The organism is Methylobacterium aerolatum, from assembly GCF_022179085.1.
GTDB lineage: Bacteria > Pseudomonadota > Alphaproteobacteria > Rhizobiales > Beijerinckiaceae > Methylobacterium > Methylobacterium aerolatum.
Genome location: NZ_BPQE01000010.1, coordinates 1 through 1,175 on the forward strand (window position 1 = coordinate 1; position 1,175 = coordinate 1,175).

The window sequence follows — 1,175 nt, forward strand, 5'->3', positions numbered from 1 at the left end:
CGCACCAAGCCGCACTGCAACATCGGCACGATCGGCCACGTCGATCACGGCAAGACGTCGCTGACGGCGGCGATCACGAAGGTCCTGGCGGAGTCGGGCGGGGCGACGTTCACGGCCTACGACCAGATCGACAAGGCGCCGGAGGAGAAGGCGCGCGGCATCACGATCTCGACGGCGCACGTGGAGTACGAGACCACGAACCGGCACTACGCGCACGTGGATTGCCCCGGCCACGCCGACTACGTGAAGAACATGATCACGGGCGCGGCGCAGATGGACGGCGCGATCCTGGTGGTGTCGGCGGCCGACGGCCCGATGCCGCAGACCCGCGAGCACATCCTGCTGGCCCGTCAGGTCGGCGTGCCGGCGCTGGTGGTGTTCCTGAACAAGTGCGACATGGTCGATGACGAGGAGCTGCTGGAGCTCGTCGAGCTGGAGGTGCGCGAGCTCCTGTCGAAGTACGACTTCCCCGGCGACGACATCCCGATCACCAAGGGCTCGGCGCTGATGGCGCTGGAGGACAAGGAGCCCAAGCTCGGCAAGGAAGCGGTCCTGAAGCTCATGGAGAGCGTGGACAGCTACATCCCGCAGCCGGAGCGTCCGATCGACCTGCCGTTCCTGATGCCGATCGAGGACGTGTTCTCGATCTCGGGTCGCGGCACGGTGGTGACGGGTCGCGTGGAGCGCGGCATCGTGAAGGTGGGCGAGGAAGTCGAGATCGTCGGCATCCGCCCGACCACGAAGACGACGGTGACCGGCGTCGAGATGTTCCGCAAGCTGCTCGACCAGGGCCAGGCGGGCGACAACGTGGGCGTGCTGCTGCGCGGCACGAAGCGCGAGGACGTGGAGCGCGGCCAGGTGGTGTGCAAGCCGGGTTCGGTGAAGCCGCACGCGAAGTTCAAGGCCGAGGCGTACATCCTGACGAAGGAGGAGGGCGGCCGCCACACGCCGTTCTTCACCAACTACCGGCCGCAGTTCTACTTCCGCACGACGGACGTGACGGGCGTGGTGACGCTGCCCGAGGGCACCGAGATGGTGATGCCGGGCGACAACGTGACCATGGACGTCGTGCTGATCGTGCCGGTGGCCATGGAGGAGAAGCTGCGCTTCGCCATCCGTGAGGGCGGCCGCACCGTCGGCGCCGGCGTCGTCGCCGCCATCAACGACTGATCGCC

Annotated in this window: 1 protein-coding gene; it reads left to right on the top strand. The window is 67.6% G+C overall.

The window, feature by feature from the left end; all coding sequences use genetic code 11:
• Positions 1-1,170: elongation factor Tu (gene tuf / locus MFF06_RS06855; protein WP_238202340.1), on the top strand; the 1,170-nt coding region annotated here is incomplete at its 5' end.
• Positions 1,171-1,175: the final 5 nt, after the last annotated feature.